Annotated in this window: 22 protein-coding genes, 1 tRNA gene and 1 pseudogene; 6 read left to right on the top strand and 18 right to left on the bottom strand. The window is 62.3% G+C overall.

Translation table 11 applies throughout. The features are described from left to right. Window positions 1-232 precede the first annotated feature (232 nt). Window positions 233-2,029 carry a hypothetical protein gene (locus IGB42_RS13605; protein WP_159672501.1) on the top strand — a complete coding sequence of 599 codons (1,797 nt, stop codon included), beginning with the start codon at window positions 233-235 and terminating at the stop codon, window positions 2,027-2,029. 85 nt (window positions 2,030-2,114) lie between these two features. Here IGB42_RS13605 and pgk read toward each other — a convergent pair whose 3' ends face one another. From pgk to IGB42_RS13570, 7 genes are all read right to left on the bottom strand, one after another. Further along, window positions 2,115-3,353: a phosphoglycerate kinase gene (pgk, locus tag IGB42_RS13600; protein ID WP_374705053.1), complete on the bottom strand. Its 1,239-nt coding sequence runs from the start codon at window positions 3,351-3,353 to the stop codon at window positions 2,115-2,117. A 181-nt stretch (window positions 3,354-3,534) separates the two neighbouring features. Further along, window positions 3,535-3,610: transfer RNA gene (locus tag IGB42_RS13595), tRNA-Thr, on the bottom strand. A 26-nt stretch (window positions 3,611-3,636) separates the two neighbouring features. Then, on the bottom strand, window positions 3,637-4,377 hold the full coding sequence (locus tag IGB42_RS13590) for a phosphatase PAP2 family protein (RefSeq protein ID WP_159672497.1): 741 nt from the start codon (window positions 4,375-4,377) through the stop codon (window positions 3,637-3,639). Next, window positions 4,374-6,029 (bottom strand): phosphoethanolamine transferase, encoded by a 1,656-nt coding sequence (locus IGB42_RS13585; RefSeq protein WP_159672495.1) that lies wholly within the window; start codon window positions 6,027-6,029, stop codon window positions 4,374-4,376. Before IGB42_RS13585 ends, IGB42_RS13590 begins: the two co-directional genes overlap by 4 nt. 174 nt (window positions 6,030-6,203) lie before the next feature. Then, window positions 6,204-7,421, bottom strand: a complete 1,218-nt coding sequence (locus tag IGB42_RS13580; protein ID WP_159672493.1) for a cell wall metabolism sensor histidine kinase WalK — start codon at window positions 7,419-7,421, stop codon at window positions 6,204-6,206. 28 nt (window positions 7,422-7,449) lie between these two features. After that, complete coding sequence (locus tag IGB42_RS13575; protein WP_159672491.1) at window positions 7,450-8,136, bottom strand: response regulator transcription factor; 687 nt, start codon at window positions 8,134-8,136, stop codon at window positions 7,450-7,452. Between the two features lie 4 nt (window positions 8,137-8,140). Beyond that, complete coding sequence (locus IGB42_RS13570; RefSeq protein ID WP_159672489.1) at window positions 8,141-9,166, bottom strand: CDP-6-deoxy-delta-3,4-glucoseen reductase; 1,026 nt, start codon at window positions 9,164-9,166, stop codon at window positions 8,141-8,143. Window positions 9,167-9,188: 22 nt separating this feature from the next. Here IGB42_RS13570 and IGB42_RS13565 point away from each other — a divergent pair, with 22 nt between their 5' ends. After that, the gene (locus IGB42_RS13565; RefSeq protein WP_201799936.1) at window positions 9,189-10,139 is read left to right on the top strand and encodes an NAD-dependent epimerase/dehydratase family protein; all 951 of its coding nucleotides are present in this window, start codon (window positions 9,189-9,191) and stop codon (window positions 10,137-10,139) included. Window positions 10,140-10,202: 63 nt separating this feature from the next. On the opposite strand, the gene IGB42_RS13560 is transcribed toward IGB42_RS13565, so the two are convergent. The 8 genes from IGB42_RS13560 to yajC all read right to left on the bottom strand — a co-directional run bounded on the left by IGB42_RS13560 (window position 10,203) and on the right by yajC (window position 17,251). Continuing rightward, entirely contained in the window at window positions 10,203-10,991 is a 789-nt protein-coding gene (locus IGB42_RS13560; RefSeq protein ID WP_159672487.1) for a flagellar brake protein, read from the bottom strand. A gap of 16 nt (window positions 10,992-11,007) precedes the next feature. Next, window positions 11,008-11,583, bottom strand: a complete 576-nt coding sequence (locus IGB42_RS13555) for an SCO family protein (protein WP_159672485.1) — start codon at window positions 11,581-11,583, stop codon at window positions 11,008-11,010. 32 nt (window positions 11,584-11,615) lie between these two features. After that, window positions 11,616-12,329 carry a dethiobiotin synthase gene (gene bioD, locus IGB42_RS13550; RefSeq protein WP_159672483.1) on the bottom strand — a complete coding sequence of 238 codons (714 nt, stop codon included), beginning with the start codon at window positions 12,327-12,329 and terminating at the stop codon, window positions 11,616-11,618. A 10-nt stretch (window positions 12,330-12,339) separates the two neighbouring features. Further along, on the bottom strand, window positions 12,340-13,257 hold the full coding sequence (bioC, locus tag IGB42_RS13545) for a malonyl-ACP O-methyltransferase BioC (protein ID WP_159672481.1): 918 nt from the start codon (window positions 13,255-13,257) through the stop codon (window positions 12,340-12,342). After that, the gene (locus IGB42_RS13540) at window positions 13,254-13,889 is read right to left on the bottom strand and encodes a DedA family protein (protein ID WP_236822582.1); all 636 of its coding nucleotides are present in this window, start codon (window positions 13,887-13,889) and stop codon (window positions 13,254-13,256) included. The genes bioC and IGB42_RS13540 overlap by 4 nt, the downstream gene beginning before the upstream one ends. 168 nt (window positions 13,890-14,057) lie before the next feature. Further along, the gene (gene secF, locus IGB42_RS13535) at window positions 14,058-14,993 is read right to left on the bottom strand and encodes a protein translocase subunit SecF (RefSeq protein WP_159672477.1); all 936 of its coding nucleotides are present in this window, start codon (window positions 14,991-14,993) and stop codon (window positions 14,058-14,060) included. An 11-nt stretch (window positions 14,994-15,004) separates the two neighbouring features. Next, window positions 15,005-16,864, bottom strand: a complete 1,860-nt coding sequence (secD, locus tag IGB42_RS13530; protein WP_159672475.1) for a protein translocase subunit SecD — start codon at window positions 16,862-16,864, stop codon at window positions 15,005-15,007. 60 nt (window positions 16,865-16,924) lie between these two features. Next, window positions 16,925-17,251: a preprotein translocase subunit YajC gene (gene yajC / locus IGB42_RS13525; RefSeq protein ID WP_159672473.1), complete on the bottom strand. Its 327-nt coding sequence runs from the start codon at window positions 17,249-17,251 to the stop codon at window positions 16,925-16,927. Between the two features lie 630 nt (window positions 17,252-17,881). On the opposite strand from yajC, the pseudogene IGB42_RS22685 reads away from it, so the two are divergent. Next, window positions 17,882-17,996 (top strand): annotated as a pseudogene (locus IGB42_RS22685) (glycine zipper 2TM domain-containing protein); the annotation flags it as partial. A 246-nt stretch (window positions 17,997-18,242) separates the two neighbouring features. Here IGB42_RS22685 and tgt read toward each other — a convergent pair. Next, a complete protein-coding gene (gene tgt / locus IGB42_RS13515; RefSeq protein WP_159672471.1) occupies window positions 18,243-19,355 on the bottom strand; it encodes a tRNA guanosine(34) transglycosylase Tgt in 1,113 nt (370 codons plus the stop codon). Between the two features lie 150 nt (window positions 19,356-19,505). Then, complete coding sequence (locus IGB42_RS13510; RefSeq protein ID WP_174764216.1) at window positions 19,506-20,519, bottom strand: NAD(P)-dependent alcohol dehydrogenase; 1,014 nt, start codon at window positions 20,517-20,519, stop codon at window positions 19,506-19,508. Between the two features lie 129 nt (window positions 20,520-20,648). On the opposite strand from IGB42_RS13510, the gene IGB42_RS13505 reads away from it, so the two are divergent. Then, window positions 20,649-21,563, top strand: coding sequence for a LysR family transcriptional regulator (locus IGB42_RS13505; RefSeq protein ID WP_159672468.1), 915 nt, complete (start codon window positions 20,649-20,651; stop codon window positions 21,561-21,563). Window positions 21,564-21,592: 29 nt separating this feature from the next. On the opposite strand, the gene queA is transcribed toward IGB42_RS13505, so the two are convergent. Then, window positions 21,593-22,618: a tRNA preQ1(34) S-adenosylmethionine ribosyltransferase-isomerase QueA gene (queA, locus tag IGB42_RS13500; protein WP_159672466.1), complete on the bottom strand. Its 1,026-nt coding sequence runs from the start codon at window positions 22,616-22,618 to the stop codon at window positions 21,593-21,595. 231 nt (window positions 22,619-22,849) lie between these two features. On the opposite strand from queA, the gene aroQ reads away from it, so the two are divergent. Continuing rightward, window positions 22,850-23,299 carry a type II 3-dehydroquinate dehydratase gene (gene aroQ / locus IGB42_RS13495; RefSeq protein WP_159672464.1) on the top strand — a complete coding sequence of 150 codons (450 nt, stop codon included), beginning with the start codon at window positions 22,850-22,852 and terminating at the stop codon, window positions 23,297-23,299. Between the two features lie 58 nt (window positions 23,300-23,357). After that, window positions 23,358-23,819, top strand: a complete 462-nt coding sequence (gene accB, locus IGB42_RS13490) for an acetyl-CoA carboxylase biotin carboxyl carrier protein (protein WP_159672462.1) — start codon at window positions 23,358-23,360, stop codon at window positions 23,817-23,819. The last annotated feature ends 58 nt before the right edge of the window (window positions 23,820-23,877 follow it).

Here is a 23,877-nt window from a genome sequence, read left to right as displayed (position 1 = left end):
TGCGCCTTGGTGCTTGTCCCCAAAACCCACTCGACCGCAGCAGGCTGGCTACATCGCGCCAAGAGCCTTGCAGCCGTCTCTTTATGGCACGCACATAAAAACTTTAACCAAGCGTCAGCAAAGTAACTAGAATTTGCCGCACGAGAATGCACTGACACATTTGTTGATCCTCACCCCACGCCGCAACTGCGGCCTGCCCGAGCCATCGATTCACTCCCATACAGATGCCGCCATGGAACTTGCTGCCCTGACCGAACAGGTCGCCCTCGCCTTGCAGGACGAAGCCGATTTTGAAGCCACGCTTGCAGCGCTCGATCAGCAGATCAGCGTGCAACCGGATTCTGCCGCCTTGTACCGTTTGCGCGCGCAACTGCATGCGGCCGCCTATGATCGCGTCGCCGCATGGACGGACCTGCTGAGCGCGGCAGCCATTGCGCCGGATGATGCCGATCTGGCACTGGCGCTGGCCAGCCTGCAATACCGCGCGGCCGCGCACATTGCCGAACACCTGCTGGCCGGTGACGCACCTGAAGACGATAGCGCAGCGGATGAAAATAACGAGGATGGGTTCGAGCTGGGCATCGACATCGAAACCGACCCGCAAGCCGACGAAAAAACCGCAGCACTGCAGCAGGAAGCCCTTGCCAGCCTGCAGCGGCTGATGAAAACACACGCAGCGGACGAAGCCTTCGCGCTGCAGCTGCTGGCAACATGGGAAGACCTGCCGGTGTGGCAACCGTGGCAGCACTACACGCTGATCCTCACCGCACTGGCGCAGCACCCGCACAGCCGCGCGCTGCAACTGGCAGAGGCCCGCTACCTGGCATCACTGGCCAGCGCCTGCGCGGTGAACAGCGATGACATCCCGTCCGGCTATTTTGAAGACCTGACCGGCAACCGCTACCATGCCCTGACGGTGGAACGTGCGCTACAGCGGATCGATGCGCTGCTGGCCGACGCATCGGATGCAGCGCTGCTGGAAAGCAAGGCAGCGCTGCTGGCCGCACAGGGCAAAGCCCCGGAAACCGCCGCCGCCCATGCGCAGCTGGCCGACCTGTACGATCTGCAGTGGCAAGACGCCGATGAAGAAACCGCAGACGAACTGCAGGCACAGCGCGACGAGGCACTCGCCCAGGCCGGGCTATACAGGCAGGGCATGGCTGCGGTGCTTGGCGCGCAGCTCGCCCAGATGCAGGAGGCCGTCGACCAGTTGAAGGCGATGCAGAGCCGCTACAAAAATGATGCGGCATCCGGCATCGAAGAGATCGACCCGCAATTTGCGGCATTGAGCGACACGCTGCGCGTCCAGGCCGAGGCATTCGAGCAAGGCCCGTCCGCGGCGCAGTATCAGGAGCTGGCCGCAGTGGCGCAGCAAACCGCGCAGCGCATCGTCGCCACCATCGATTTCACGCCCACCACGCTGTTGCCATTGCAGGCCAGCGATTTGCCGGATGGTGTTGCGCCATGGTTTGCCGAAATCGCACCGGAATTGCATGCCGCCGGGCTCACGCTCAACACGCTATTCGACAACCCGGCCAATACCCGCGCGCTGAACCAGCAATGCCAGGGCCAGCTCTGGTCAGACCCGCAGCATCACACGGCATTCACCGCCGAGACTGCCAGAACGGTGCGGCTGAAGCGGCTGCTATCGACATTGAGCGACGGCACGCTGCTGCTGACTGCAGATAGCCGCAGCAGCAGCTTTTTCGGCACCGGCCCGTATATCGATAGCATCAGCGTGGACAAGGACACACCGGTGCAGGAAATGGCGGAGCTGCACCTGGCGCGACTGGCACGCAAGCTGGCCGCCACGCCGGGCCTGCACGCGGTACCGGTTGCCGATCTGCCGCAACTGCAGGCGCTGGAAAACCAGATGCGTTTGCTGAAGATTGCCTTCCGCTTCGATGCCGGCATTACCGATGCGGAAACCCGCGGCATGCATATGCGCTTTCACGATGAATTTGCAGCGCTGCTGCAGGCGGAGGTCACCGCCCTGATCGCACCGCTGAAAGAGCGCCACCACGGCTGAACCACTTGCCCCGGCATGCGCGCGGTGCCTGGCGCCCACAAAAAACCCCGCAAGCGATTGCGGGGTTTTTTACTGGAGCAGCTGATTACTTGTCCGACAGCGCTTCCACACCCGGCAGTGCCTTGCCTTCCAGGAATTCCAGCGATGCACCACCGCCGGTGGAAACGTGGGTGACCTGGTCTTCCAGGCCGGCCTTTTCCACCGCAGCCACCGAATCACCGCCACCCACCACGGTGATGGCGCCATTGGCGGTAGCCTCGACCAATGCATGCGCCACGGCAAAGGTGCCTGCAGCGCTGGCTTCGATTTCGAACACGCCCATCGGGCCGTTCCACAGTACGGTCTTGGCCGAGCGGATGATGTCCGCGTAGCGCGCGCGGGTTGCCTCGCCGATATCCACGCCTTCCTGATCCGCCGGGATGGCGGTCGATGCCACTTGGGTCAGGCCGTCCAGCGTGCGCGCATCGAAATCGAGCTTGCGAGTCACCATGGTGTCGGATGGCAGTTCCAGCTTGTCGCCAGCGGCAGCGATCAACTGGCGTGCCAGCTCGACGCGATCATTCTCGCACAGCGACTGGCCTACTTCATGGCCTTGCGCCTTGAGGAAGGTGAACGCCATGCCGCCGCCGATGATCAGCTTGTCAACCTTGGGCAGCAATGCCTGGATCACGTCGATCTTGCCGGAAATCTTGGAGCCGCCAATGATGGCCACCAGCGGGCGCACCGGCTGGTTGACCGCGTCGCCCAGGAATTCGAGTTCTTTCTTCAGCAGGTAGCCCGCTGCGCGCGGCAGGTTCACGCCCACCACCGACGAATGCGCACGGTGCGCAGTGCCGAATGCATCGTTGACGAACACATCACCCAGCTTGGACAGCGAAGCACGGAATGCCTCGACCTTGGCCGGATCAGCCTTCACGCTGTTACCGTCGGCATCCTTGGCCTTGCCTTCTTCCTCGATATGGAAGCGCACGTTTTCCAGCAGTGCCACTTCGCCAGCCTGCAGCTTGGCCACGGCCGCTTCCACTTCTGCGCCCACACAGTCATTCAGGAACTGCACCGGGCTGCCCAGCAGCTCAGCCAGGCGGGTGGCCACCGGTGCCAGCGTGTATTTCTCCACGCGTGCACCGTTCGGACGGCCCAGGTGGCTCATCAGCACGACCGATGCGCCTTGCGCCAGCGCGTAACGGATGGTCGGCAACGCGGCACGGATGCGCTTGTCGCTTTCGACCACGCCGTTCTTGACCGGCACGTTGAAGTCCACGCGGATCAGTGCGCGCTTGCCAGCGAGAGGGATATCCTCAATGAAGAGTTTGGTCATGCTCATGCTCCAGGTCAGGGAATCAACGATTTCCCCCGATTGTACCGCGCGATGGCTTTGTAAGAATGACTGGCGTGACTACGAAATCCTGTAGCGCCGCACGAGGCCCGCGCGGGTGCTCAGCGGGCCAACTCCTTCCGCAAAAACAAAAAGGCCCCAGACAAAGTCTGGGGCCTTTTTATCTTACTGGTGCCGACGGCAGGAATCGAACTCGCGACCCCCTGATTACAAGTCAGGTGCTCTACCAACTGAGCTACATCGGCGAAGGCACGCATAATAACCCGTCTTTTCAAGTTTGTGAACTTTTTCTTTGATTGGGCGGCCAGGCGGCATACAGCGCCAGCAAAGTCATCCATACCCACCAAGCTGACCATACATTGTGCGAGAAGAAATGTGCGCCGCGCATCATCTGCGACCAACCCATCACCATGCCCAGCGCCAAGCCGGCAAGCAGCGCGCGCCGGGCGGGGCGGGGCTTGCGTTCGCGCAGTGCAAAGTAAAAGGCCATCAGCGCGAACCCGGCTGATGCATGCCCGCCCGGAAAGCAGCGGCCGGGGCTGATATTGGCGGGCAAGGACTGAAACAGCGCCAGCCTAGGCGCGTAGCCGCCGTAGTCCACCACATCCCACGGGCAATGATGCACGCTGTTCGACTTGAGCATGCTGATCACGGTAGTGGATGCGACCAGCCCAGCCACCAGCCACAACAGGCTACGTCGCCATGCGGCCAGCGGCAGAACATGCCACGACAGCACCCACAGCAGCGCCACGCCAACGCCAATGGCCACCACCAGGCTTTTCAGCCCCGTGTGCATACCGAATGCCAGCAGCGGTTGATCCCGCCAGGGAAACTGGCGGCTCGCCGCATCGAAGTATGGCGCCATCAATACGGTATCGAGATGGCTGGCCGGATAGGCATAAATCATCAGCAGGGCCACCAGCAGCGGTATGCCAAGGTGCAGCAACCAGAAGCGGCCACCCAGGCCGCGCGCGGCCTGCTGGCTGGCGATACGTTTCAACCACGGGATCATCGGCGGCATCCTGCAAAGAGATCGAGCCCGGGCTGGTAAATGGCGGTTTGCACCGACAGCAAACCCAGCACCGAGTGAAAAAGATTGTCGTGGCTATAAGCATCGTTGCGATGCGCATTCATGCATGCGGCATCCAGCCTGAAATCGGCCAGGTAGCCATCGGAAAACCACAGCAGCATGGGCACATGTTTCTGTTCTTCCGGCGCGATCAGATAAGGCGTGCCGTGCAGATACAGGTTGTGCTCGCCCAGCGATTCGCCATGATCGGATAGATAGATCATCGCGGTATCGTGCGTAGCAGCCTTGCTGCGCAACAGGTCGATCAAGCTGGACAGCACGTGATCGGTGTAGCGTAGCGAGTTGTCGAAACCGTTCACCAGTTGCTGCTGCGTGCAGCGATCGAGCTGGCTGGTCTGGCACGCCGGCATGAAGACCTCGAAGCCTGCCGGGTAGCGCTTGTAGTACGCCGGGCCATGGCTGCCCATCATGTGCAGCACCAGCACGGCATCGTGCTGCTGCTTGTCGATGTCATCTCCCAGCCCCGCCAGCAATGCCATGTCCAGGCACTCCCCTTCCGGGCATAGTGCAGACGCCGGCGCATTGCTGACGTTCTGGTTCGGCACCCGGTCGCACACGCCTTTGCAGCCTGCCTGGTTATCACGCCAGCGTACCGCCAGCCCGGCGCGTTGCAGCACATCCAGCAAGCCCTGCTGGCTGTGTGCTTGCGCATCGCTGTACTGCGCGCGCGTCATGCCGGAGAACATGCAGGGCACCGATACCGCTGTCTCTGTCCCGCAGGAATGCACATTGCCCAAGCTGATCAGGCCGGATTGTTTGCGCAATAGCGGGTTGGTATCGCGCGGGTAGCCGTTGAGTGAGAAATGATCGGCACGTGCAGTTTCCCCCACCACGATCACCGTCAGCGATGGGCGCGCTGCTGCACCGGCAGCGGGCCTTTTTGCATCCAGCCCGATTGGCGTGAGCGCTGCAGGCGCAGTCTTGTAGCGCTGCTTCAGGAAGCGTACCGAAGCCTGCAGATAATTGGTGGGGGTGAGCAGATCGCGCAGCTCGCGGTGGTTACGCGCCACTGAGGCAAAGTTCTGGTAGGCCATCAGCGCAATGCCGACAATCAGCAGCGCAGAGATCAGCAGCACCACCAGCTTGGCCAGCAATTCGCGCGGTGCCGGGCGCCAGCGCAGCGGCGCGCGCCACAGCAACCATACCGGCAGCACACCCAGCAGCAGCAGGTAGACCAGCATCTTGATAGTCAGCAGATCGCGCGTTTCGCCCAAGTCGGTTTCAACCGCGCTCTGCACCATGTGCGCATCGATCATCACGCCGTACTGGTTCATGAAATACGCCACCAGCGCAGTCGCAATCAGCAACACCGATACCACCGGCCGGAATACACAGGGGAAGGCCAGCAGGGTGAGCAGTGCATTCAGCACCAGCAACAGGAACACAAATCCCGCGGCCAGCAGCCCCCAATCACCTGTACCCACCGGTGCCTCCACCACCAACAGATGCCGCCAGAACGGCAGATTGCAGCACAGCAGGAAAAACGCCGCGATGAGCAGCGTAGCCAGCTCGGGCCGCAGTACCCTGCTTCCCGCCGGTGAACGGCGCAGCAATGCAGCAAGACGCGACAACATCGAATACCCCATGCAGACATCAGCAAAGGGCACAGCGTAAAGAGGGGCTTGTGAGCGAAGCGGGAGGAATCTGTGACGTTTTTGTGAGGCCCCGATAATGCGCTGAACCAGCGCCAGCAGGGCTGCGAACTCGCGCTACAGGTACCGCACCTCATCTGCGGCAGGCCATCACCGCTACTGCTGCGGGGTGAAGTGCACGCGCACCGTGGTACCAACGCCGGGTGTGCTGTCTATGGCGCAACGCCAACCGCAGAGGCTGGCTACCCGCTCCACGATGGCCAGCCCCAGGCCACTGCCATCGTGCTGCCGGCTGGCACGGTAATGGCGCTCGAACACATGTGGCAGTTGCTCTGGCGGAATGCCTTCGCCGCTATCCTGCACACTCAGCACACCATCGGCGCAATCGATGACGATTTCGCCATCAGGCGTGTAGCGCACCGCGTTGCCCAGCAGGTTGTCGATCACCATCGCCAGCAACGCCGGGTCGGCATGCAGTTGCACGTCTGCCGGCACGCGGTTGCTGATCAGCAGGCCACGAGCGGCTGCCACCGCTTGGTGCGGCCCCAGCAGTTGCGCCACCAGCACTTGCAGTTGCACGGGCTGCGGATGCGGCGCCGCACCCTCGCGCGCCAGGAACAGCAATCCTTGCAACCGCCGCTCCAGCGCATCCACGCCGGCGATGATGCGTAGCGCGCGCTCGGCGACCGCCGGCGCATCGGCCAGCAGCTCGGCACTGGTGCGGATACGCGTCAACGGCGTGCGCAGCTCATGGCTGACATTGGCGGTGAACTCGCGCTCGCGGGCGATCAGGTTGCGGTTATGCAGCCGGTAACGATCCAGCGCTTCTGCCAGCAGGGCCACTTCCTCATCCTGCCCTGCTGCACTGAATGGCTGCGGGTGATCTTCGCGCACGCCCTGCGTCAGCCGTGCCAGCGGTTGCAGCAGCACGCCAGCCAGCCACTGGCCAAACCACAGTGCCAGCACACTTAGCACCAGCACGCCCACTACCAGCGACGTCAGCAACCAGGCCAGCCGCGCCTCGTGCTCGCGTGTGTCGTATAGCAGATAGAAACGTTGGCCACCCTGATCGCGGATGCCCAGGTGAAACTCCGTTTCAGCATTGAACCACTCATGATTGCCCGGGTGCATGGTGAAAACTTCCGCCGGCAAGCCGGCAGGTGCCACGCCAACCGGCGCATGGAACAGCTGCATGTGTGGCGGCAGCGCCGGCGGCGATTGCGGGTGGCGGATCACGTCTTCCAGCGCCGTATTGACGATCTCGTCGATCAGGTCTTCCTCGAGCTCTTCGCTGGCCCAGAAGACCGCCACTGCCAGCACCAGCACCGCCACTGCAGTGAGGATGGTAAACGACCATGCCAGCCGCCAGCGCATGCTGCGCCGCCGTTCCGGCCCAAACCGCCTAATCAAGCGCCACCAGCTTGTAGCCACGACCATGCACGGTTTCCAGCGGACTACGCCCATCCGGCAGTGCCAGCGCACGGCGCAGCAAGGACAACTGGCTGCGCAGTGCATCACTGTTGTCCTGCACCTCGCCCCAGATGGCGCTTTCAAGCTCTTCGCGGCTAAACAGGCGCCCCGGCTGCGCCAGCAGCAAGGTCAGCAACTGCATCGCCTTGGGCGGCAGCCGCAACGGCTGCTGCTGCCATTGCGCATTGCCGCTGACCGGATCGTACTCCAGCGATCCCAGGCGCAAGCACTGCTCCACCACGCGTCCCTGCGCGCGCTTCACCAGCGCGGCAATGCGCACTTCCACTTCGCGCAATGCAAACGGCTTGACCAGGTAATCATCGGCGCCGGCTTCAAAGCCGGCCAGCTTGTCGTCCAGCGTATCGCGGGCGGTCAGCATCAGGATGGGGATGGCAATGCGCGCATCGCGGCGCAGGCGTTGCGCCAGCGTCAAGCCGTCCATGCCCGGCAACCCTACGTCCAGCACCACCGCATCAAACAGCTGTGTTTCCAGCAGATGCAGCGCCACCAGGCCGGTGGGCGCGGCATCGACCTCGTAACCGCGCGCAGCCAGATAGTCGTACAGATTGGCGGCGATTTCGGCGTCGTCCTCAACGATCAGTACCCTGCTTGCCGCCATGTGTTTACTTCTTGCCCAGATCTTTGGCGGTGAAGAACGCATCCGAGAAGAACTCGTCCTCCGGCAGGCGCCGCGCAACGAAATGCTTGTACGCTGCCTCCACCATCACCGGCGCACCACACGCATACACCTGCCAGCCGGACAGGTTGGCAAAGTCATCCAGCACCGCCTCGTGCACGAAGCCGGTGCGGCCCTGCCACTGGTCTTCCGGCAACGGATCGGATAGTACCGGGATGAAGGTGATATTGGGATTTGCGGTCTGCCATTGCGCTGCCAGGTGCGGCATATACAGCTCGGACAGGTTGCGCGCCCCCCAGTACAGGATCATCTCGCGCTGTATGCCCTTGTGAATGGCGTGCTCGATGATGCCTTTCACCGGTGCAAAGCCGGTGCCGGTGGCGATGAAAATGATCGGTTTGTCGCTGTCCTCGCGCAGGAAGAACGAACCCAGCGGGCCGGTAAAGCGGAAGATTTCGCGCTCCTTCATCTGGTTCCAGATGTATTCGGAGAACGCGCCGCCGGGCACATGGCGGATATGCAGCTGCAGGTGCTCGCCATCATGCGGCGCATTGGCGATCGAGAAACTGCGCTTCTTGCCATCCTTGGTGTGGATATCGATGTATTGCCCGGCCAGGAACTGCAGCCGCTCGGTGGCCGGCAGCTTGAGCGACAGCACCGCTACATCGTGCGATACCTTGTCGATTTTCTCTACCCGGCATGGCAGCGTCTTGATCTGGATATCCTTGGTGGCAGCGATCTCGCGGCATTCGATCACCACGTCACCCAGTGGCTTCGCGCAGCAGAACAACGCCATGCCGCGCTCCATCTCGGTACGCGACAAGGCCGAATCCGCATGTGGCCCGTGCTCGACCTCGCCCGACAGCACCTGCCCCTTGCAGGCGCCACAGGCGCCATTCTTGCAGCCATAGGGCATGCTGAAGCCGCTGCGCACGGCCGCATCGAGGATGAACTCATGCTCATCCATGACGATTTGCTGGCCCGAGGGCTGAATGGTAAGTTGCTTGGACATTAACGCGATCGCATTCAAATCAGTGATTAAACAAAACAATATCCGCCGGCCACGGCTGTTGATCGTCGGCTGTGGCGATGTGCTGCAACGCGCATTGCCCTGGTTGCTACAGCGCTTCCGCATCTACGCCACTGCCCGCTCTGCCGAGGCAGCGGCGGCACTGCGTGCGCTGGGCGTAATGCCGGTTGCAGCCGATCTGGACCAGCGTACAGGCCTTGCCCGCCTTGCCGGTGTGGCGCAGTGGCTGGTGCATAGCGCCCCGCCCGCCAACAACGGGCCATCCGACCTGCGCACCCGTCGCCTGCTGGCGGCACTGGCACTCAGGCGTGCCAGCCAACAGGCGATTTTACCACACGCATCCACCCCGGCCCGCCGCGGTGCCAGCGTGCATCCGGCCCGTGCCGTGTATATAGGGACGAGTGGCGTCTATGGCAACTGCCATGGCAGCTGGGTACAGGAAACCCGCAACACCGCGCCCGATACCGATCGCGCGCGCCGCCGCGCCAGTGCGGAGCGCACGCTGCGCGCGTGGGCACGCCGCCAGCAGGTGCAACTGGCGCTGCTGCGCGCCCCCGGCATCTACGCGGCAGAACGCCTGCCGGTGGCGCGCATCCAGCGCAGCGAAGCGGCAATTGCCGCGGCAGAGGACAGCTACTCCAACCACATCCATGCCGATGATCTGGCGCATGCGGTCTGCCTGGCGCTGTTCCGCGGCAAGCCGCTGCGGGTGTACAACGCCAGTGACGATGCTCCGCACCGGATGGGCGACTGGTTCGACCAGGTGGCCGATCACCTGGCGCTGCCACGGCCGCCCCGCATCAGCCGGGCCGATGCGCAGCATGTGATCTCGCCCGGCCTGCTCAGTTATCTGAATGAATCACGCCGATTGGATAACCGGCGCATCAAGGCCGAATTGCGGCTGCAGCTGCGCTGGCCAACTGCGGAAGCCTTCCTCGCCGCCAGCAAGGCATGACGCACGCGCAAACGACAACGCCGCCAGCACTGGCGGCGTTGCGGCTGTCATGGGCGGCTGGCCTCAGCCTGTCAGCGCCTTGCGCTCGCGCTCCAGCTGCGCCATCAGGCGTTGCAAGTTGGCTTCCGCCGCGCGTGACAGATTGACGAAGCGGCAACCGATGTGAAACTGCTCGCCCAGATTGGTGTGGTAAGCACGTTTGGAACGTACCTCCAGGTCCGCCACCAGCACCCCGCCCGATCCCAGGTCCATCTGCACCTGCGGCAGGGTCTGGCCCAGATCGATCAGCACGCCATCCTTGGCACTGGCCGACAAACCCACGCCCCCCAGCGACAGATCATGCAGGTTGATGGCGTGGCGGCTGCCATCAGGCAAGGTGAAACTGGCCTTGTAGGGTTTGCCCAGCGGCGTTTCCAGCCGGAAGAACTCGCGCCGCTGCAATTTGATCAGGTCGGCGGGAAACGGCGACATGAATGCCGGCTTGCCCTCGAAATCCTGCTGCGAGACATCGTTGACTGAAAACTGTACTTTCACGCCATCAGGCATCGCCACGAACAGCTTGCGGCCCGATTGCAGCAAGGCGCGATTGGTGGCTTCCTGGCCACCCCAGTCAAAACAGAAGGTGCGGCCCTTGATATCCACTTCCAGCACGCGGGACAGCAAAAAACGCTGGCCTTCATTGAAGTACACGGTAATGAAATCGCCCCGGCTGGCCAGTTGGCGCAACACCGCTCCTACTTCCAGCGGGTTTTCCAGCCGATAGGGGGCAATATCCGCACCTTCCGGTATCGGGCTGCTGGCGGGTGCCGCTTGTTCGTTTGCCTGCGCGGGGCTGGGCACGTTCTCGCTCATGCTTGGGCTCAAATGCTTATTCGTTGATCAGCAGGCTGAGATCGTTTGCCAATGCTTGCGGTCCCGCACCGTAATTCACCAGCACGCGCAACTTGCCTTCCTTGTCGAGCAGATAGGTGCCGGCACTGTGATCCACAGTATAGTTTGCGCCGCTGCCCTGCTTCTGTATGACGATCTTGTATTGCTCGGCCACTTTCTCCACCTCGGGCAAGGTGCCGGTCAGACCGATGAAGCGGCCATCGAACGCCGGCACATAGTGGCTGAGCACATCCTGCGTATCCCGTTCCGGATCCACGCTCACAAACAGCACCTGCACCTGACCAGCCTTGTCGCCCAGCTGTTGCATGGCGGCTTTCAGCTCGCTCATCGTGGTAGGGCACACATCCGGGCAATGCGTGTAGCCAAAAAACAGCGCCACTGCTTTGCCCTTGAAATCGGACAACTTACCCGGTTTGCCAGTATGACTGGTCAGCTGGAAATCACCGCCGAAATTGGCGCCGGTCAGGTCGGTGCCCTGGAATACCGGCCGTGCGCAGGCAACCAGCAATATCAGCAGCGAGAAACAACACCAGCGTCGCACATTTCGTTTCATGGATTCAGTCAAGGTTGCTACCACGTTGATCGTCAGTTTGGCGCGCCATCGGGCATGGCGCAAGCGCCCTGGCCCACCAGACTGACCAAGTGCCCATGCAGCCGCCCGGCGGCTGCGTCAGCAGCATAAGGGATTTCTGCAAGCAGTGGCGCATTCAGATGCAACGCCAGGTAGTTCAGGTTCTCATCCACCCGCGCCATGGCCGGGTCGATATGGTTGGCAATCCAGCCGGCCAGCGGCAAACCACTGGCGCGGATGGCTGCGGCGCTGAGCAATGCATGGTTGATGCAGCCCAGCCGCAAGCCCACAACCAGAATCACCGGCGCCGCCAGTTGCCGGGCCAGATCAGCCATGCTGGCCTCGTCGCTCAGCGGGGCAAACCAGCCACCGGCACCTTCGATCAGCAATACGTCGCAGCGCCCGGCAAGCTGGTCCGCGCAGGCAAGCAAATGCGGCATGTCCACCACCACACCCGCTTCGCGTGCCGCCAGGTGGGGTGAAATGGCAGGCTCGAAGCGGTAAGGGCTGGCGCAGCCGGCCGGCACAGACACGTTCACCGCGGCAGCATGCGCGGCCACATCGCTGTTCCACAGCGCACCATCGCGCCATTCACAGCCGGAGGCCACCGGTTTCATCGCCGCCACCCGCAAGCCCTGTGCTGCCAGTGCACGCAGCAGTTGGCAGGTGGCAACGGTCTTGCCCACCTCGGTATCGGTACCGGTGATGAAATAGCGTGTGGCGCTCATCGCTGGCCGGTCAGGTATTGGGCCGCGGGCGGAATTCGATTACCTGGCTGCCATCGGCCAGCACCTTGGCGGGCCGCGCTTCCGGCTTCCACGCGTGGCCGTAAACCACTTCGTAACTGCACGGCAGCAGGCCATCGGCATTGCGCAAGCGCTCGTACTGCGCCAGCACGCGTTGCCAGGCAGTCTTGCCCATCATGCCCTGGCGGCGGCCATGCGTGAGGTTGTGCGCACCAATACCCTTGAGGTCGTCCATCACGCCGCGCACGTCGGCGTAGGTCATTGCCAGCATTTCCATGTCCATCACCGGCGTGGAAAAGCCGCAGTGCCCCAGCGCATCACCCAGATCATGCATGTCGATGAACTGGTTGACGTGGCTGTAGCCATCCACACCGGCAAATGCCGCACGCAGCTCCTTGAGCGTATCGGGCCCCAGCGAGGAAAACATCAGCAGGCCACCGGGCTTGAGCACGCGGTGGAATTCGCGGAATGCCGCATCCGGCGTATTGCACCACTGCAAGGTCAGGCTGGACCACACCAGATCGACCGATGCACTGGCCAGTGGCAGCGCTTCGATATCGCCGCACACCTGCACCGCGCGGCGGCCGCTCAAACGGTTGAACAGGCCCTTGAGCCCGCCCCCCTCGTGCTTGCCGCGTGCCACCTGCAACATGGCCGGCGCCAGATCCAGCTCGATCAGTTGCGCATTGCCATATCGCGCCTGCAATGGCTTGCCCATGTAGCCGGTGCCGCAGCCGGCATCGAGCATGGCCTGCGGCTGCAGCTTGATGTAATCGAGCCGCTCGGCCATGCGGTCGGCCACTTCGCGCTGCAGTACCGCGGCCGCATCGTAACTGTGTGCGGCCGCGTCGAAACTGGCGCGTATGGCCGCCTTGTCGGTATAGAAGGATTCGTTGCTGGCCTGACTCATGCGGGTTGTTTGCGGAAACGCTCTTTCAGTGCGGCACCAATGACCGGAATAAACGAGACGCCGATGATGGCAATGATCAGCACCGACAGGTTCTTGCGGATGAATTCGACGTTACCGAAGTAATAGCCCAGTGTCACCAGGCCGCCCACCCACAGGATGGTGCCGAATACCGAGAACGCCAGGAAGCGCAGGTAAGGCATTTCGCCCACGCCGGCCACAAACGGGGCAAAGGTACGCACGATAGGCAGGAAGCGCGCCAGTGTGACCGTCTTGCCACCATGCTTTTCGTAGAAGGCATGTGTGCGCTCAAGATAATCACGGCGGAAGATTTTCGAGTTGGGATTGGAAAACAGCTTTTCCCCCAGCGTGCGGCCGATCAGGTAATTGGTGCTGTCACCCAGGACGGCCGCAGCGCCCATGGCGCCAGCGACGATGAACGGGTCCATCTTGCCCAGTGCGGCCACGAGCCCGGCAACGAACAGCAGCGAATCACCGGGCAGGAACGGCATCACCACCAGCCCGGTTTCGCAGAAGATGACTGCAAACAGCAGAAAGTAGATCAGCGTACCGTATTGGGTAGCCCATTCGGTCAGATGGGTGTCCAGGTGCAGAAAAATATCAACAATCGTCATGAAATCCATTGCGGTCTACCTGGGCTGAAAAGGGGTTGAAGGGCGATTGACGAGAAAACGCCGGCGTATGACTCGCCGGCGCATCAACAGTTGCATGAGCGGTGCCGCGGCATTGCAGGCGGTGCCGGGAAGCATGCGCCGGCAACGTTGCAGGCAATGCCTGCCGGCTTATACGACCGCTTCTTCCTTCACGGCAACCGGTTTGATCATGTTCTCGCGCGTTACGCCGAACATCAGCAGCAATGGCGATGCCACCAGTACCGACGAATAGATGCCGAACAGGATGCCGATGGTCAGCGCAGTGGCAAAACCATGCAGCGCCGGGCCGCCGAACACCAGCATCGACAGCACCATCGCCTCGGTGGAACCGTGGGTGATGATGGTACGGCTCATGGTGGCGGTAATCGCGTTGTCGATGATTTCCGGTACGGTCTTGCCGCGCATCTGTGGCTTGCGGAAGTTCTCGCGGATCCGGTCGAATACCACCACCGATTCGTTGACCGAGTAACCCAGCACCGCCAGCACCGCAGCCAGCACGGTCAACGTAAACTCCCACTGGAAAAATGCAAAGAAGCCCAGGATGATCACCACGTCGTGCATGTTGGCAATGATCGCCGACACCGCAAAGCGCCACTCGAAACGGATGGCCAGGTAAATCATGATGCCCACGCAAACCAGCGTGATGGCGGTCAGGCCATGGCTGACCAGTTCATCACCCACCGAAGGGCCGATGAACTCCACCTTGCGCAGCTCGACGTCGGGCCGGTTCTTCTTCAGCGTGTCGATCACTTCGTTGGAGAGCTGGGCGCTGGTCTTGGTCTTGATGTTGGGCAGGCGCACCATCACGTCGCGGGTGGTGCCCAGCGCCTGCACCTGTGCCTCGCCGTACTTGAGTGCATCCACTTCATGGCGGATTTGCGTCAGCTCCACCGCCTTGGCGTAGCGCAGCTCCATCACCGTGCCGCCGGTGAATTCAACGCCGAAGTTCAAGCCCTTGAAAATCAGGAAGAACACGGCAATGACAAAAGTCACCAGCGAGATGGCCGTCGTCAGGCGGCCATAGCTCATGAACGGGATATCGCGTTTGATGCGGAAAAATTCCATGATTCGGCCCCTTATGCCTTATGCCCATCCGGCACCCAGACCTGGCCGATGGACAGCGCAGTCAGGCGGCGACGATAGCCGTAGATCAGGTTGATGATGCCGCGCGATACCAGCACCGCGCTGATGAAGGAGGTGAGAATGCCAAGGCAATGCACCCAGGCAAAGCCACGCACCGCGCCCGAGCCGAAAATCAGCAGCGCCAGGCCGGCAATCAGCGTGGTGACGTTGGAGTCCAGGATGGTATCCATCGCATGCTTGTAGCCATTGGTGATGGCCGCTTGCGGGCTCATGCCGTTACGCAGTTCTTCACGCACCCGCTCGTTGATCAGCACGTTGGAGTCGATCGCCATGCCCAGCGTCAGCGCAATCGCCGCGATACCTGGCAAAGTGAGCGTCACGCCCAGGATGGACAGCGCCGCCAGCAGCAGCAGCAGGTTGGCGCCCAGTGCCAGTGCCGACACCACGCCGAACAGGCGGTAGTAGATCAGCATGAACACGGCAATGGCCAGGAAGCCATATAGCGTCGAGTGGAAACCCTTCTCGATGTTTTCCTTGCCCAGGCTCGGGCCGATGGTACGTTCTTCAACAATGTTCATCGGTGCCGCCAGCGAACCCGCACGCAGCAGCAGCGCGGTATCGTTGGCTTCCGCCACGCCCATGGCGCCGGAAATCTGCACGCGGCCACCGCCGATCTCGCCACGGATCACCGGAGCGGTCACCACTTCGCCCTTGCCTTTCTCCACCAGGATCATCGCCATGCGCTTGCCAATATTGTCATGCGTCAGGTCGCGGAAAATGGCGGCGCCGGTGCTGTCCAGGTTGATATGCACGGCGGCTTCGTTCTTGTCGTCGAAGCCGGCCTGCGCATCGTTGATGTTCTCGCCGGTGAGCTCCACTTCCTTCTTCACCAGGATCGGGCGCGGCTCGCCATCACGACCACGCTCGTTCAGCAGTTCAAAACCGGCTGGTACGTTGCCGTTCAGCGCTTCGGAAAGCTTGGCCTGGTCGTCTTCCACCAGGCGCACTTCCAGCGTGGCGGTCCGGCCGAGGATGTCCTTGGCCTTGGCGGTATCCTGGATACCCGGCAGCTCGACCACGATACGGCCCTGGCCTTGCTGCTGGATGATCGGCTCGGCCACGCCCAGTTCATTCACGCGATTATGCAGCGTGGTGATGTTCTGCTTCACCGCCTGGTCTTTCAGCTGCAGCAGGCCGGCATCGTTGTAACTCACAACGATCTTGAAATTGTTGGCGTCCTTGACGTCCTGCACCTGCAGCGTAGGCAGCAGCTTGCGGATGGCACTGCCGGCAGCATCCACGGTGGCGGCATCGCGCAGTTGCACTTCGACCGTATCGCGCTCGCGCACCACGCGGCCATAGCGCACCTTCTTGTCTTTCAGCTCACGGCGGATATCGCCGGCGGTTTTTTCCAGCGCCTTGTCCACCGCAGCGCGCATATCCACTTCCAGCAGGAAGTGCACGCCACCACGCAGGTCCAGACCCAGCGACATCGGCTTGGCGCCGATCCTGGTCAGCCATGTGGGCGTTTGCGGCAGCAGGTTCAGCGCGACGACGTAATCGTCGCCCAGCGCGGCTTGCAGTGCATCCTTGGCCTTGAGCTGGGCTTCGGTGTCCTTGAAGCGCAGTTTGACCGAGCCTTGTTCAAACAGCGTGGCATCCGGCGTGAGGCCGGCAGCCTTCACCAAGGCCTCCGCGCGGGTTTGCATCGCGGCGTCCACCTTCACGGTGGCGCGGGCGGAAGACACCTGCACGGCTGGGCTCTCGCCGAAAAAGTTGGGCAGCGTATAGAGCGCAGCCGCAACCAGCAGGGCAAGAATCGAAAAATACATCCATAGCGGATAGCGGTTCATGAGCGGGACCGTCCAGGGAACAAGCGCCCGGTCATAGCCGGGCATCTTTGTTCTGTGTGATTACTTGTTGTTTTTGAGTGTGTTTTTTTCCAGACGCTGTGCAATGGCAGCGCGCTGGACAAGGATTTCCACACCGTCAGCCAGTTCGAGCGTCAGATACGCGTCGCCAGCCTTGGTGATTTTGCCGACGATGCCGCCGGTGGTCACGATTTCGTCACCCTTGCCCAGCGCATCGAGCATTGCCTTCTGTTCCTTGGCGCGCTTTTGCTGCGGGCGGATCAGCATGAAGTAGAACAGCACGAAGATGACAACCATCGGCAGGAACTGCATGACGCCCGACATCGGAGAGGCTGCAGCGTCTGCGGCATATGCGGTATTGATAAACATGGGTAGGCCCTGGGTGAAAAAACAAAGCCGCTCATTCTAGCCCGCGTTCCCCGCTAAATCCACCACCCCGGCCGGCAGGGGGAACAATCGCTTTGCAGCACTCGTCTATCATGGGTGACAGGCTGTTAAACAAAGGAGAGTCCCATGCGCAAGATCATGCTGATTACCGTACTGCTGTGTGGCTGGGCTGGCGTCGCCAGTGCAGAACCGCTGGCCGATGCCCGGGCCCGGATCGAAGCCGACTACAAGAACGATCTGGCCGTTTGCGTGGAACTCGATAAAGCCGAACAGGCCGGCTGCAAGAAAGATGCCGCGGCCACCCGCAAATCTGCGTACAACAGCGCTTGGGAAGACCGCAGCCCGGCCACGCCCAAGACCTATCCGCAACCCTACAGCCAGGCCAAAACGCAGATAGACCGCGATTACCGCAGCCAGCAGGCGTTCTGCCAGCAGTTGGACAAGGCCAATGCCAGCGCCTGCCAGCGTGATGCACTCAACCAGCAGAAAGCCGCATTGAAGCTGGCGCTGGCCAACAAGAACGCACCGGCTGCCCCCGCCTGCACCACGTGCGGCGTGATCACCAAGGTGGAAGAAGTGGAAAAGCCGGGTGAAGGCTCGCTGGTGGGCAAGATCGGCGGCGCCGTGGTGGGTGGTGTGCTGGGCAACCAGGTCGGCAAGGGAACCGGGCGCACGGTGGCCACGGTGATCGGCGCCATCGGCGGCGGTTTTGCCGGCAACGAAGTGGAAAAACGCGTGAGCAAGAAGAAGTACTACGAAGTCAGCTTCCAGCTCAACTCGGGTGAAACCAACACCATCGCCTTCGATACCGCGGAACATGGCTACCGGGTGGGCGACAAGGTGCGGTTCGAGAACAACCAGCTGGCACACCGCTGAACGCACGCAGTGAGCGGCGGCATCAGCCGGATTGAAAACGGGCAGCCTGGCTGCCCGTTTTTTCGTCAGCACTCGGCGTAACCAGCAGGTGCAACGATCAATCCACGCCGCGTGCCCGGTCCTGGTGGAACTGCGCGACATGCGCGGCAAAGCGGTCGGCTTCGATCGCCTCGCGCATTTCGCGCATGATCACTTGGTAGTAATGCAGGTTGTGGATGGTATTGAGCTGCGAACCGAGGATTTCACCGGCACGGAACAGATGATGCAGGTACGCACGGCTGAAGTTGCGGCAGGTGTAGCAATCGCACGATTCATCCAGCGGCCGGGTATCGAGGCGCTGCTTGGCATTCTTGATCTTGATGTCGCCGTAGCGCGTGAACAGCATGCCGTTGCGCGCATTGCGCGTGGGCATCACGCAATCGAACATGTCGATGCCCTGGCTCACGCCGAACACCAGGTCTTCCGGCGTGCCCACGCCCATCAGGTAGCGCGGCTTGTGCACCGGCAAACGCGGCGCGGTATGCGCGAGGATGCGCGCAAAGTCTTCCTTGGGCTCGCCCACCGACAGGCCACCGATGGCCATGCCATGGAAATCGATATCGACGAGGCCGGCCAGCGACTCATCGCGCAGGTCTTCATACATGCCGCCCTGCACGATGCCGAACAGCGCATTGGGGTTCTCGCGCGCAGCGAACTCATCCTTGGAACGCCGGGCCCAGCGGTAGGACATGCGCATCGAATCCGCCGCCTGCTTGCGGTCGGCCGGGTATGGTGTGCATTCGTCGAAGATCATCACCACATCGGAGTTGAGCACGGTCTGGATGCGCATCGATTCCTCGGGCGTCAGCAACAGTTTGTCGCCGTTGATCGGGCTCTGGAAAGTCACGCCGTTTTCGGTGATCTTGCGCATCGCCCCCAGGCTGAACACCTGGAAGCCGCCCGAATCGGTCAGGATGGGTTTGTCCCAGCCCATGAACGCGTGCAGGCCGGAAAATTTTTCGATCACTTCCAGTCCCGGGCGCAGCCACAGGTGGAAGGTGTTGCCGAGGCAGATTTGCGCGTTGATCTCTTTCAGGTCGCGCGGCGTCATCGCCTTCACGGTGCCATAGGTACCCACGGGCATGAACACCGGGGTTTCGACCACGCCATGATTGAGCGTGAGCGTGCCGCGGCGCGCACCGCCGCTGGTGGTTTTAAGCTGGAATTGCATTGGGTTTCGTCCTTGTGCTGCAAACCGGAATACAGTCCGGCGCGGCCGCAAGGGTAGCAGAAACAGCCCCTCCCCGGCATACGCTGCAGCCCGGGCCGCGCCAAACGGCGGCGTGAGTCTGCACGCCTTCCGGCGCGGCAAGCCGCACCATCAGCCCACGCGCAGCACGATCTTGCCTAAGCCCCCCTGCGCCTGGTGCGCCAGTGCCTGCGGCAACTCGGCAAATGCGTAAGTGCTGTCGATCACCGGCTTGAGGCCGATCTGGTCCACCGCACGCACCAGATCTTCCAGCGCGCGCCGGTGGCCAACGCCGATGCCCTGCACGGTCGGCCGTTTCTGCAGGAAGGGGATCGACGTACCGCCTATTTCTGTTTCGTCCAGTACGCCCACCACCGAAATGCGCCCGCCCTTGGCCAGCGCCGCCAGCGACAGCGCGATATTGCCCCCGCCAGCCAGCTCGATCACATGATCGGCGCCATAGCCGCCGGTCAGCCGCTGCACCTCGGCCGCCCAGTCCGCATGCGTATTGCGGTTGATGCCATGCGCGGCGCCCAGCTTGCGCGCCGCAGCCAGCTTGTCGTCACTGCTGGAGGTCACGATCACCCTGGCGCCATGCGCGGCAGCCAGTTGCACCGCAAACAGCGCCACGCCACCGGTGCCCTGCACCACCACCGTCTGGCCGGCGTACACATGGCCGGTTTCCACCAGTGCAAACCACGCAGTGAGGCCGGCGCAAGTCAGCGTGCTGGCTTCGATATCATTCAGCGTTGACGGCACCTGCACCACGTCGTCCTCGGGCAGCACCACATATTCGGCGAAAACGCCGGGCAAGGGCCCACCCTGTGCGGCTAGCAACCGCGGCGCCGGCCCGTCGGTCCAGCCATGCCAGAAGGTGCTGATCACGCGGTCGCCCACCTCGGCGCGGCTCACACCGCGGCCGGTTTCCACCACGGCGCCGGCCATGTCCGAGCCCGGGGTGAACGGCCATTCAAGCGGCATGCCCATGCCATTCTCGACCATCATCTTGTCGCGGTAATTGATACCGGCCGCAGCCACCTTCACCAGAACCTCGCCCGGGCCGGGCTGCGGCACCGCTACTTCCTCGAGCGCCAGGTATTGCGCGCCGAAATCCTTCATTACCCACCGCTGCATCGTCTTTGCCATGATCGTCCTCACTGGTGTTGATGCCCGTTACCGGGCTGACGAAGCCAGCATAAACGCGATATTTATTCGCCAGTGGCGGCATATTTTCCGATATAAGTAGCGTTATTTTCGCCAATAGGCGGAGCCATCATGACTGATCGCCTGAGCGGCATTGCCGCATTTGTGGAAGCGGTGGACGCTGGCAGTTTTGCGCTGGCTGCAGAACGCCTCAACCTGTCGCGCTCCGCGGTGGGCAAAAGCATCGCGCGGCTGGAAAGCCGGCTGGGCACCAGGCTGTTCCAGCGCACCACCCGCAGCCAGCGCCTCACCGAAGATGGCAACGCCTACTACACGCACTGCGTGCGTGCACTGGCCGAACTGGAAGCTGCGGAAGCCGCACTGGATGATGGCCAGCGCGAACCGGCCGGGAGGCTGCGCATCAGCATGCCGGTGCTGTTTGGGCGCCGCTGCGTAACGCCCATCCTGCTGACGCTGGCACAGCGTTACCCGCAGCTCACGCTGGAGGTGCTGTACAGCGACCAGCGCGTCAATCTGGTCGAAGATGGCATCGACCTGGCGATACGCAGCGGCGAGCTGGCCGACAGCGCTGGCCTGACCGCGCGCAAGGTGGGTGCGCAATTCATGGTGGTGTGCGGCAATGCCGATTACCTGGCGCGGCACGGCCGGCCGCACACGCTGACCGATCTGGCGCAGCACACCAGCGTCAGCTATACCCGCGCCGGGCTGGTGGTGCCGTGGCGCTTCAATACGCCAGACAAAGGCCAGGTCGAGGTGAAGACAGCCAGCCGCATCAACCTGAACGACATCGAAGCGATACGCGACGCCGGGCTGGCCGGCATGGGCCTAGTATGGATGCCGCGCTGGCTGATCCGCGGCGAGCTGCAAAGCGGCCAGTTGATCCCGCTGTTTGAAGAACTGCCCGACTTCAGCATTCCCATGCACGCGGTATGGCCGCAAAACCGCCACCTGCCGTCGCGCATGCGCGTGCTGATCGATGCACTGGTTGCAGCGCTGCCGGCAGCGCTAAGCCGCGATGCGGGCTGAGGCACGCCCGGCACACGGTCACGGCAGCGTCAGCGCGCAGCCGGCTCCAGCAGCATCGCATCGCCATAGCTGAAAAAGCGGTATTCGTTCTGCACCGCATGCGCATACGCCGCACGCATGGTGTCGTAGCCGGCAAATGCCGATACCAGCATCAACAGCGTCGATTTGGGCAGGTGGAAATTGGTGATCAGCCGATCCACTGCGCGGAATTGGTAGCCGGGCGTGATGAAGATATCGGTATCGCCTTCGGGCTCGGCCAGCAGGCCGTTTTGCGATGCGGCCTCCAGCGCGCGCAGGCTGGTGGTGCCCACCGCAATCACCCGCCCGCCCGCCGCCTTGGCGGCCTGCACGGCGGCCACGGTGGCCGGCGGAATCGCGTAGCGCTCGTGGTGCATCACGTGTTCGGCAATATCGTCCACGCGCACCGGCTGGAAGGTGCCCGCCCCCACATGCAGCGTGAGGAAAGCGGTGTTCACGCCCATGCGCTGCAACGCTGCCAGCAGCTCATCGGTAAAGTGCAGGCCGGCGGTGGGCGCCGCCACCGCGCCCGGGTCACGCGCGTAGATGGTCTGGTAACGCTTGGCGTCTTCGTCGTCCGGCGTATGCGTGATGTACGGCGGCAGCGGCAATTGCCCGGCTGCATCGAGGATATCCAGCACATGCTGTTCTCCGGCGAATTCCAGCAGGAACAGATCACCGCGGCGCTCCAGCATGGTGGCGCGGTAGCCACCGGCAAAGTTCAGCACCATGCCCGGCTTGGGCGATTTGCTCGCACGCACGTGGGCGAGCGCGCGGTGTTCATCCAGTACCCGCTCCACCAGCACCTCGATCTTGCCGCCGCTGGCCTTTTCGCCAAACAGCCGGGCCTTGATCACCCTGGTATCGTTGAACACCAGCAGATCGCCTGGCTGCAGATGAGCGGGCAGTTCGCGGAAGAAGCCATCGCTGAGCGTTGCACCATCAACGTGCAGCAGGCGGCTGGCGCCGCGCACCTCGGGCGGGAACTGGGCGATCAGATGGTCGGGGAGGAAATAGTCGAAGTCGGCAACTTGCATGTCAAAAGCGGGAAGCGCGCGCCAAAAAGCGCGAGAATCACTCGTATCCAGAATCTGCGGAGTATATCAGCGCATCCTTGCGCGAACGCCCGAAATACTTGGCAAAGGCGCATTTTCAAACATCCGTTTTAGCGGCATTTTGCCGTGATTTTCGCCGAAATTGCTGGACAACGCCGACAAGGCGGCGGCAAACTCCGGCCGATTACAGGAGACGATAACGAGAGGTGAGCAATGTCTGGCACCCGCACTATCCTGGTGTTGCACGGCCCCAATCTCAATCTTTTGGGCCTGCGCGAGCCACAGCATTACGGCGCCGATACGCTCGACGCCATCAATAGCCGTTTGATCGCGCAAGGCCAGGCTGCTGGCGCGCATGTCGAGGTTTTTCAATCCAATCGCGAATATGAGCTGATCGAGCGCATCCACGCCACGGTCACCGATCAAACCGACTTCATCGTCATCAATCCTGCTGCGTTCACCCACACCAGTGTGGCGCTGCGCGATGCGCTGGCCGCGGTCAAAAAGCCGTTCGTCGAAGTCCATCTATCCAATGTGCATGCACGGGAACCGTTCCGGCATCACTCGTTCTTTTCCGATCTCGCCGTTGGCGTGATCTGCGGCCTGGGCCCCAGGGGCTATGAATACGCCCTCTCGTTCGCGCTCAGCCACAAGGCGCCCTGATCGGGCGCCGTCTTCCCGATAAATTCAGCACCATCAAAATACCCCGGAGGATTGCCGTATGGATCTGCGTAAACTCAAGAAATTGATCGACCTGGTCGAAGAGTCCGGCATTGCCGAACTGGAAGTGACCGAGGGCGAAGAAAAAGTCCGCATCACCCGCGTCAATCAGAACGCCGCCCCCACCTATTACCAGCAAGCGCCAATGCAGTTTGCCGCGCCTGCCGCAGCGCCCGCTGCCGCCGTGGCATCCGCCGCCGAGCTGCCGGCCGCCAGCGCCGTGCCGGAAGGCTTTGTCGTCAAATCCCCGATGGTCGGCACCTACTACCGCGCGCCGAGCCCGGATGCGAAAAACTTCGTCGAAGTGGGCCAGTCGGTCAATGTCGGCGATACGCTGTGCATCATCGAGGCGATGAAGCTGCTGAACGAAATCGAAGCCGACCACGCCGGCGTGATCAAGGCCATCCTGGTCGAGAACGGCCAGCCGGTCGAATACGGCGAACCGCTGTTTGTTATTGGTTAATTCCGTGCGGCTGCCGGCGTGATGTGCACCATCCCGCGCCGCTTCCCACCCCTCACAG

It is taken from the genome of Andreprevotia sp. IGB-42, from assembly GCF_009848685.1.
Taxonomy (GTDB): Bacteria; Pseudomonadota; Gammaproteobacteria; order Burkholderiales; family Chitinibacteraceae; genus Andreprevotia.
Note: the sequence above shows the minus strand (reverse complement) of the source record. Positions and strands in the feature narration are given on the sequence as shown.